Below are 9,267 nucleotides of genomic sequence, written 5' to 3' on the forward strand. Positions count from 1 at the left end.
ACGGACTCGATTTATAAAATTCTGAGAAATTGTTGGACGCCGGCGCCCAAACTCAAGAGGATCAGAACCCAGAGCATGAGGCTAACAGCGAGGGCTGCGACGCGAAGCACGAGCGGAGGCCGGGCGGGCTGGAAGCGTTGACGCCGACCAAGACCAGTGGCGTGCTCGGCGAGCCAAGCATCGAACTGCTCCTGAGGAGTGGCTTTCGAATCGCACGCCATGACCTCAGCGCTACGCCGGTCAATTCGATCCGTCCATCTGCTTGATGGACCCACAGCCACCGCTTTCCGCTCCACTGGTGGGGCAAATGGTGGGGCAACTCATACGTGAAGCTGAAAAAGCCTTACGTATCAACGAACTCTGGCGGAAGGGGTGGGATTCGAACCCACGGTGGAGTTGCCCCCACGGCGGTTTTCAAGACCGCTGCCTTAAACCACTCGGCCACCCTTCCTGACGGGTCTGCGGCGTTACGGTTACGGCCGCGGCAGAGGCTGCGTCAACAGGAGAACAACCGGTTGACCTTCCGAAGCATTCCGCCTATCTCACCGCCCACGCCCGGCGCCGCTCGATACGGAACGGGTTTCGCCCAGCCCCATCCGGTAGGGATGCGCTCGGCTGAAGGCTTTGGGGGATAGTTTAACGGTAGAACGGTGGACTCTGACTCCTCTAGTCCTGGTTCGAATCCAGGTCCCCCAGCCACCTGATTTCCTAAGTCATTCTGATCGCTGAGCTTTAGGTCACGCCGTCCCGCGGTGTGGGCCCCCTGCTACACACCGCTGCTACACAAGCCGCCTTCGGCGGCGAAGGAGCGGTGTGGGTGGACTCGCCAACCTCGTCCTGCGCGGACGGGTCTTCTACTTCCGGCGCCGCGTGCCCGCCGACCTCCGGGAGCGGCTGGGCCGGCGGGAACTTGTGCGCAGCCTCGGGACCATCGACCAGAGGGCTGCGCGGTCGAACGCCTGTTGGCTATATCTCGCCTCGGAGGGCCTGTTCACGGGCCTGCGCGCGACGCCGATGCTGACCGACACCGAACTCTCCCGCCTCGTGCAGGATTTCTACGCCTCCGTGCTGCAGGGCGACGATGCGGTCCGGCTCGTGCGGGCCGAACCGCTGCCCTCCCACCTCGTGGCGGCCAAGCGCGACTTCTATGGAAAGGTCGCGGCCCGCGCCCGTGAGGCGCTGGCCGGCGATGGGTTCGGCGAGGCCCGCGAGATCGCGGCCTCGCTCCTGCGCCGCCAGGGTATCGCGACGGCCACCTTCGGCGTCGCCGAGTGGAACCAGGTGCGCCAGGCCGTACTCAAGGCCGGCATCGACGTCGCCGAGGCGATGCAGGCGCGCTGCGCGGGCGACTTCGAGCACGAGCCGAAGGACCGGCGCCTGAAGATGGCGCTCGCCACGCTGGCGTCCGAACCGGCCCCTGCACCGGCATCCGTGGCCCCCGCGGCTGCGCCATCCACATCGACCTCCGAGCACGTTCCGGCGGAGGCGGCTATGTCCAAGCCGTTGTCCGAACTCTGGCCGGCCTTCTGCGAGCAGCAGACCGTCTCGGGTGCCTGGGAGGGGCAGACGGCTTCGCAGGCGAGAGCCACCTTCCGCCTCTTCATCGACGTGTGCGGCGATAAATCATTGGCGGCCTACACCCGCGGGGATGCGAGCCGCTTCAAACAGCAGGCCGAGCGCCTGCCGGCGCTCTACGCAAAATCCCCGCGCTACCGCGACAAAAGCGTTGCTGAGATCATAGCGCTGTACGCCGAGGATACGGGGACAACCAGGGGCAAGCCCCTGACCGCCAAGACGATCAAGCGCCACTTCTCGGCCCTCTCGACGTTCTGGGAGGAGGCCGAAGCCAGTGGCGATGTTGCCGGCAATATCTTCAAGGGCTTTCGCTTCGGCGCGGCCAAGAAGGCCACCGAGCAGCGGCAGATGTGGGAGAAGGCAGAACTTGCGCGCTTGTTCGCCACGCCGATCTGGACCGGCTGCCTGTCGGAGCAGAGGCGGACGGCGCCGGGCTCGCTGATACTGCGCGACGAGAAGTTCTGGCTGCCCTTGATCGCCGTGTTCTCCGGCCTGCGCCAGGAGGAGATCTGCCAATTGCACGTTGCCGATGTGCAGCAGAGCGAGGGTATCTGGTTCTTCGACATCAATGACAAGGGCGCGCGCAAGCTCAAGAACCGGTCCGCCGCGCGGCGTGTTCCCGTCCATGCAGAGCTGATCCGCCTCGGCCTGCTCGACGAGGTCGCGGCACGGCGACGCGCGGGCGAGGCGCGTCTTTTCCCGCAATTGGAGGGCGGGGGCGCCGACGGGCGTCTGGGCCACGCCTACGCCAAGGCGTTCACCCGCTACCGGCAGGATGTCAGCCTCTACCGGTCCGGCCTCGATTTCCACTCCTTCCGGCACAGCGCCACGACCTTCATGCACCAGGCGGGCATCCACGCCACCGTCGTCGATCATGTCACAGGCCACGTCACGGCAGGCGAGACCGCGCGCTACACCAAGCGCTCCAGCCTGCAACAGATGCAGCAGGCCATCGACGCGATCGCCATCGACGTCGACCTCTCGGCGCTTCACCGTCCGCCTGGATGATCCGCCCGCATCTGTTGCGGATCTGTTGGCCCGCCTGGGGGATACGCCAAGCCCCCCATGGGCTCCGGTCCCCGCCGCTAACCAGGTGGATCCAGGGGACAGCCGGATCGCAAGCCGAAGGGCATCGGCAGCAAGCGGACGGGCTCGGCAACGAGCTGCTCGGGAGAGGGCCCATCCGCAGGATGGAGGAAGGGATCGCTCCTGCCCTCCTGGACGACCCGAGCCGCTACGGATCGCACGGCAAGGGTCCTGTCCGCGCTGGCTGCCCGAGAGGGCGGGAAGCGGTGCGTAAAGGCCGACAGCCCAACCCCGGCCTGCCTGTCACAAGGTTGCACCTCGATCCGACGGTTGACCGATAGCGTGGCTCCGGGGTTCCTGACCTCAAAGCGCATAGGCTCAACTGGCTTCGCCGCCGCAAGGCGAAGCCTTGCCTGGCGGCAAGACGGCCTCCCTCCAACGTTCACCAGGGTTCCTGGGGCTGCAGCCTCGGACAACAGACAGGATCCGAACCCTGACTCTGATCAATCTCTGGAACGGGCCACGGCACCGAGCCTGCCCGACGACCTCCTCTTGGTGCTCTCCTCGACGAGGCCGGCCGCGCCTGAGGCGCGGGAGCGGGCCCGCCTATATGGCCCCGCCCACGGCCGCGGCGCCGGGGCATCCTTCGTCCAGGAGCATCATCATGGCAGCCGAGACCACCACCACCGAGATCAGCCCGCCCCGCGCGCCGGCGCCCGAACGGCCGAGCAACCCCTTCGTCGAGGCCGCCCTGAAAGGGCTGCCGAAGGCGGAGCTAGGCGGCCCGACCGCGGCGGAGCTGGAGGCGGAACTCTGGGCGGACGTACCAGGCTACAACGAGGACTGAGCGATCAGTCCGCATCGGCATCCTGCGCTCGCCCTTCGCGACGGCGGCGAAGATCGCACCTATGGCAGAAGGGGCGGCATCGGCCGCCCCTTCTTTGCTGTCGGCTCAAACCGTGTCCGACCATGATGCCGATCTCGGCTCGCCCCCCGGGCGCCTCGCGCTCCTGAAGCTGCCGGTCCCAACTTCGTCGGCAAGGAGGAGGCGGTCGAAGCGAACGCTACCAGTTCTACCCCTCAAGAGCCGCGCGCGGGCTGGTTGGAGGCTGGTCAGAGGTCGATATACGCGTAGATCTCCTTCCGCCTCACCCAAGCAATTCCCCCCTCCGCTCCGACGGAGGCGGAGCGGAGGGGATGGTGTACGCCTGCCCCTCCGCTCTCCTTCCTGACGCTCTGCAACCACCCTCTCCCTGATCCTCCGCCTGCCAATGGCTACGACAAGCAAGCCGGCCGCCCCTGAGCCGAATGTGAGCAGGCGGCGTTCATTTGAGCGGTTGGTCTCCCTGCCGCTTCTAACCATCGCAAGGTCCCTCTGAACCCGCGCACTATCCTAAGCAGAGGCGTTCGTGATGCTGGAGAAGCCGTGGCGCGCTGAGAATACGTTCGGGTACGTGGAAAGGGACGTAACGTAGTGGTAGGAATTAGTTTTTCTGAGTTCCTGCCCCCAATGCACCCCCTTCGTTCCCCGGATCGTATCCTGGAAACGAAGGGGCTGGCGGCTCACCTACAGCTGCAGGGTGCGGATCGTGTCGCGCATCTGGAAGGACTTCAACTCCCAGCCCGAGTAGACCAGCTCGAAGCTGCCGGCCGTCAGGCGCGACTTGAAGCCAAAGGCCTCCTGAGCCTTCGTGCCGAGGCTCTGCGAGATCCCATGCATCTGCGGCATGCAGATCCGCATCGGCTCGGCATTTTCCGACGGCTGACGCGGCGGACGCAGAGCGAGGTGCAGCACCTCTTCGAGGTAGCGCGGCGTGCCATCTACATCAGACCAGTAAGAGCCAGGCTGCGTCGTCTTGAGAATGTAGCGCAGCCATACGTACTGCAGCTCATGCGCCTTCGACGGGCAGACCGGCCGGGGCTGGACGAGCTTGACGGCATCCTCCGGCATCTTGCAGCCGATGCTGTCGGCACCGTGGCGCGTGCATCGGTAGACAGCCTCCAGCCCGGGGCAGACGTCACGGGCCGGGCCCGTGCCCGGCCGCAAGCTCTGATGGGTAGCCAAGGGCTGCTCCGGGTAGCGGCAACGACTACAGGAAGGGATGAGGTCCGCTTCCCCCGCCCACCACCGGTGGGCAAACCGCGCGAAGGCTGCCTTCATCCCGGGCGGGAGCACGCAGAGCAGGTGGGCGTGCAGGCCGCGCTGGCGGCCATATTCAAAAACATAGACGTAGTGATAGGCGCCCCCCAGGCGCGGGCGCCCGTCCGGCAACCGCCGCCCCGCCCCGGCAACGGCGAGATAGCGCTTGGCCTCCTTGTTGAAACGGGACATCGCTGCGGCCGCGGCGCGGTCGTCGAGGCCCATCGTGCCGAAGCCGATGTTGAGATGGGCATTGAAGTGCAGGCCGTAGCGCCACGTCAGAAACGAGGTGGCATTGTAAAGCTTTACAGCGGTCTGAGGCGAGAGGCCGGGCTCCCGCCAGGTGAGGCGGCCATCCATCGGCGGCATCTCCACCTCGTGGTAGACGGAGTGGTCCGGAAGGCTGTTGAGCAGGATGCGCGTGCTGCGGTCGAGAATGGTCATAGCTATCATCCGATGAGTTCTTCGCCCTTCGTCTGGACGACGGGGGCGCTGTGCAGGGAAGGCGGCTGATTGCGAGGCCTCGCAATCAGCCTCGATTCTTGAAGATGGAGGCGAGCCTTAAGCCGGCGCTTCGTCCTCGCCGACGTCGGCAAGCTGATTGAGCAGGGTCCGCTTCAGCGCTTCACCGTCGATCAAGAGGAGGTGCTCGCGCAGCGCGCGGCGGTGCTCGCGCATGTGCGACAGGATCAGCTCCGCCGCTCCTTGCGCAGCTACCGGCACCACTGCTCCGGCCGCCTCGGACAGCGCACCCTGCTTCATCGCCGTTGCCGTGCTGGGGGCAGGGATCTTGGCCGCTTGAATGCGGGCCTCGATCTCGGCGAGCTTCGGCCGCTCCTCGTTGCCGAGCTGACCGAGCACGGCAGCAAGGACTTCGGTCGGCGTCCCAGAGCTGGCGAGCAGGCAGATTGCCGACGCGGGCAAACCCATCGCTTCCGGGTGCTGCTGACAGAATGCTGCGACCTTCATGTAGCGCTGGGCGGTGCGGGCATCCCAACCGAAATGGCGCTTGAGCCAAGCACCGAAGGCGGCCTTCGGGTGGTCCTTGAGCTTCTTCTTGACGGCCACTAGCTCCAGGCCAATTGCCACGGTATGGCGGCGAAGTCCTACAAGATGGCCGTTGATGGCGGCAGCATGCGGCTCCAAGTCGGCGGCAACATCGTCGGGAATCTTGGTGTCCAACTCATCGACGGTCCGCTCCTCGGCCGCCTGCCGCAACTTCAGGATGAGATCTACGTCGGCTTCGTCGTTGCCGTGAGGGATAGGAACAGGTAGGTGGATCTCGGACATGTCAGCCTCTTTTCTGCTGACCGCCGGGTCAGCCCACCATATAGCCCGGCGCCACTCAACTCACTTACCTTAGCCGTTGAAATGATACGGATTTAGGATCTTTAGCCAAAACCTCGCCTTTTCTTGTTTATATTCCTGATCTGGTTTGGTGCGCTGAACTTACCGACCGTTCGGGCCCAGCCCATCGCTACACCCTTAGATGCGGATCGATGCCGGCGGAGGCAGAACACCTTAGGTATTGCCGGTTGCTGAGCCGCCTGTTCATCGACGTTCAGCTTGCGAGGGTCTTCAGGTTCGAAAAAACGACAACTTGTCGCTTTGCCTCTATGCCGGCGACGAGAGTGAAGTGGACTGCCCCCGACCCCGGCGCGCAAACATCATGAGCCGGCGACCGGGTTGAGCTGCGGGACATTGAAACGTCATCGGGATGCAGGACAACGCGCGACAGAGGGGCCTCCGTGCATCCGAGCTGAAATCGCGGCGAGAGTTGCGCTGACATTCTAATACCGGCCCTGCAAGGTCGTGAAAGCCCGGCTCGACCTGTCGATCTCGTCTGAGCAGGTGATGACGCAGGAGGTGCCAACCTCGCCCGTCTGCGGCTGAGCCGCTTCGGTCACATTGCGCATGAGTCCGTCGGATCATGAATGGGGCAAGGCGCCACTGAAGCGTTTGCGCTACTGTCGCCCATACCGGGCGGATCAGCTTCGCACCGCGTAACGCTGTAGATTCCCGCGCAGAAAGTTCGTCCCAATCAGCTATTTGGCTACTGATTGAGCTGGTTGCGGGCTAAATACAAAAGGGAGGGAGAGACGATCATCCCCCTCCTGAGCAGGAGCGGGGCTGATCTCGCCGGCGACAGGCGGACACGTCGGCCGAGCAAGCTAAACTTCCCCTGCCTGGACGGAATGGAAGCCGAGCCCGCGCTGATGCGGGTGTTCGGAGTTTCCCTGGATGCCATGCACTTGCCTGCCTCGATCCCGCTGCACCGTGACCGCCCCGACGGGCCCAGTCCCGGCCGCCGATGGTGCCCACCGGACAGGATCGGTCGGAATAGCGGCTTCGTCTGCTTCGATGCCGACGCGCCCCGTGCCCCTGGTGCCCGAGGACGTGCTTAGACGGCAGGATGTGTTCGTCTCCACCGACACTCGCTTTGCCGCCGCGTGCCGCCTGCTGGCCTCGCTCTGGCGGGAGGAGCACGGTCTGCCGGCCGGGCAGCACCGCCTGGAGCCGCGCCGGGCCGGGGGCCGGACCGCTTCGTCCACGACACCCGGCATCAGCCGGTCGAAGTCCGTCCGTCTGGCCTCCCGGCTCTCGACGGCCGCGGCGCGGGCGGGCGCCACCTTCCTGAGCCCGGCCATCGCCGCTCACGTCCGGGAGATCCTGCTGTTTCGCGAGCCCGGCGCGCTGTTCGAGGAGGCCCGGCTGTGGGGCAACCTCCTGTCCAGCCAGGCCCTGACCCTGAACCTCTTCGTCCCCCTGGCACTCGACCCCGTCCGGGCCGCGGCGGTGTTCCGCCGCCTGCTGCCGAGCTTCGTCGGCACCGTCACCGGCATCCGCTTCGAGCACAGCCCCGGCCGGCGCGGGCCGGACTACTTCGGCGACGGTACGGCCTTCGACGTCCTCATCGACATCGTGACGCCTGAGGGCGAGCCCGCCTTCGTGGCGATCGAGGTCAAGTACACGGAGGGCGCCGGCGGCCCCGTCCCGGCGCCGCGGCAGCGCTACGCCGAGACCGCCCGGGAGAGCGGCCTCTACCGCGACCCCGATGCCGCTATCCTAGCCCGGCCAGGCTTCGAACAGCTTCGTCGCGAGCACGTCCTCGGCCAGCTCATGCTGCAGCATGGTCTGTACGGCCGGGGCCACTTCATCCTCCTCAGCCCGGCCCAGAACCGCTACGCCCAGGCCATGGGGCAACGCTATGCCGCCGAACCCGGCGACGCCGCTGAGGCTCCCGGCCGTGTCGGCTTCAGCACCCTGACCTTGGAGGCGGTGGTCGCCGCGATCCGTGAGGCCGGGGCAACCGATCTCGCGGCTTCGTTCACTGCCCGCTACCTCGACCTCGGCCGCGTCGCCCACTTCGTGCTTGCGCAAGCCGTACCGGCGGTGCCGGCTCCCCGGCGCCTCACCAGCAAGGCTAGGCCGGCCCGGTCGAACCCCAAACAGGTCTCGGATGCGGCTTCGCCCGATCTGCCTCGGACCAAGCCTGCAGCAAAGTCGAGCGCGTCACAGACCCAAGCTGACAGGCTGAAGCCGGACCTCGGCGGGACCCAGGTTCAGCCCCGCGCATGAGCGCGCTGCCGCCGCCTTCTCGCCGGGTGCTCGCCGATCTCGGAAGCACCTACCCGGCCCTGCGCTCCACGACCAGCATAACCGCTTCATCGGTCCAGCGGGCTCTGGCCGAGCTATGGAGCCTGCGGAACGCGCAGGCGACGACCTTCATGGTTTGAGACAGGGTCGAGGCCGTGGACATGCGCCACGTCGAGGATCGGGCCGTGCCACGGCACGCGCTCGGCCAGGAGGTCATGGTTCCCGCGGATCAGCCGCTTGCGACCGTTGAGGCGGTCGAAGCACCTTTGGGCATGCTCCTGGGTGCACCGGTAGGCGAAGTCGCCAAGGTGCCAGACCTCGTCTGCGGGGCGCACGACTGAGTTCCAGGCGGCAATGAGGGTCTCGTCGTGCTCCTCGACCGAGGCGAACGGCCTGAGGGTGCGCATGCTCCCCAGGATGAGGTTCGCATGGCCGAAATGTTGGTCGGATGTGTACAGGATCTGGGGCACGAAAGCCTCTCGCAGGCGCGGAGGCTCGGCACGCGGCGGGGCACTCCGGGGTCAATCGGACGGGTGCGAGGTCACGCGTTTCACGGTGAAGGATCCCTCGAAGGAGGCGTGACCGCCTGGGCGAAAGCCCGGGGCAACCCGCGGGGAAGGCGCGTGGGGGTCCCGTCCACTGCCAAATCACGTCCGCGCGAAGCTGCGCGCGTTGCTCAGGCGACCGGTGCCGTGCTTGGCACGTCGTAAAATTTCGCATCGAGCCGTGATTCAAGCCGGTGATTCAGCAACGCCTGGAAGATGTCGCGACAGCTCTCGGCGGTGGGCACGATCCGCCCCTGATCGTCGAAGGTGATGTTGAGGCTCATGTTCTTGCACTCTGCCTGGAGGCGAGCCATGAACGTCACGTCCTTGTAGTGACCCTTCGTCTGGATCGCGATGGGCCGGGCGAGCTGGATCTTGTTGGAT

At 66.0% G+C, this 9,267-nt stretch carries 7 protein-coding genes, 2 tRNA genes and 1 pseudogene; 5 read left to right on the forward strand and 5 right to left on the reverse strand.

Features of this window, described 5'->3' with window-relative positions; genetic code table 11:
• Positions 1-32 precede the first annotated feature (32 nt).
• Positions 33-266 carry a hypothetical protein gene (locus I53_RS33230; RefSeq protein ID WP_148291140.1) on the forward strand — a complete coding sequence of 78 codons (234 nt, stop codon included), beginning with the start codon at positions 33-35 and terminating at the stop codon, positions 264-266.
• Positions 267-361: 95 nt separating this feature from the next.
• Here I53_RS33230 and I53_RS13655 read toward each other — a convergent pair.
• Positions 362-451: transfer RNA gene (locus tag I53_RS13655), tRNA-Ser, on the reverse strand.
• A gap of 174 nt (positions 452-625) precedes the next feature.
• Between I53_RS13655 and I53_RS13660 the strand changes: the two genes are divergently transcribed.
• The 3 genes from I53_RS13660 to I53_RS13670 all read left to right on the forward strand — a co-directional run bounded on the left by I53_RS13660 (position 626) and on the right by I53_RS13670 (position 3,448).
• Positions 626-699 (forward strand) — tRNA-Gln (locus I53_RS13660).
• Positions 700-813: 114 nt separating this feature from the next.
• Positions 814-2,583: a site-specific integrase gene (locus I53_RS13665; protein WP_051044806.1), complete on the forward strand. Its 1,770-nt coding sequence runs from the start codon at positions 814-816 to the stop codon at positions 2,581-2,583.
• A 682-nt stretch (positions 2,584-3,265) separates the two neighbouring features.
• Entirely contained in the window at positions 3,266-3,448 is a 183-nt protein-coding gene (locus tag I53_RS13670; RefSeq protein ID WP_043351565.1) for a hypothetical protein, read from the forward strand.
• A 720-nt stretch (positions 3,449-4,168) separates the two neighbouring features.
• Here the strand turns inward: I53_RS13670 and I53_RS13675 are convergent.
• Positions 4,169-5,185, reverse strand: a complete 1,017-nt coding sequence (locus I53_RS13675) for a hypothetical protein (protein WP_043351567.1) — start codon at positions 5,183-5,185, stop codon at positions 4,169-4,171.
• 117 nt (positions 5,186-5,302) lie between these two features.
• The gene (locus I53_RS13680) at positions 5,303-6,031 is read right to left on the reverse strand and encodes a hypothetical protein (RefSeq protein ID WP_148291141.1); all 729 of its coding nucleotides are present in this window, start codon (positions 6,029-6,031) and stop codon (positions 5,303-5,305) included.
• Positions 6,032-7,102: 1,071 nt separating this feature from the next.
• Here I53_RS13680 and I53_RS13690 point away from each other — a divergent pair.
• Entirely contained in the window at positions 7,103-8,320 is a 1,218-nt protein-coding gene (locus I53_RS13690; RefSeq protein WP_051044807.1) for a hypothetical protein, read from the forward strand.
• Between the two features lie 113 nt (positions 8,321-8,433).
• Here I53_RS13690 and I53_RS13695 read toward each other — a convergent pair whose 3' ends face one another.
• Positions 8,434-8,808, reverse strand: a complete 375-nt coding sequence (locus I53_RS13695) for a metallophosphoesterase (RefSeq protein WP_251982314.1) — start codon at positions 8,806-8,808, stop codon at positions 8,434-8,436.
• Between the two features lie 206 nt (positions 8,809-9,014).
• Positions 9,015-9,267, reverse strand: a pseudogene (locus I53_RS13700) (DUF4868 domain-containing protein); the annotation flags it as partial.

This window comes from Methylobacterium sp. B1, from assembly GCF_000333255.1.
Lineage (GTDB): Bacteria > Pseudomonadota > Alphaproteobacteria > Rhizobiales > Beijerinckiaceae > Methylobacterium > Methylobacterium fujisawaense.

What these genes read in the sequence shown, in the direction of transcription:
- I53_RS13670 (WP_043351565.1), top strand. Translation starts at nt 3,266, where the DNA reads ATGGCAGCCGAGACCACCACCACCGAGATCAGCCCGCCCCGCGCGCCG.
- I53_RS13690 (WP_051044807.1), top strand. Translation starts at nt 7,103, where the DNA reads ATGCCGACGCGCCCCGTGCCCCTGGTGCCCGAGGACGTGCTTAGACGG.
- I53_RS13675 (WP_043351567.1), bottom strand. Translation starts at nt 5,185, where the DNA reads ATGACCATTCTCGACCGCAGCACGCGCATCCTGCTCAACAGCCTTCCG.
- I53_RS13680 (WP_148291141.1), bottom strand. Translation starts at nt 6,031, where the DNA reads ATGTCCGAGATCCACCTACCTGTTCCTATCCCTCACGGCAACGACGAA.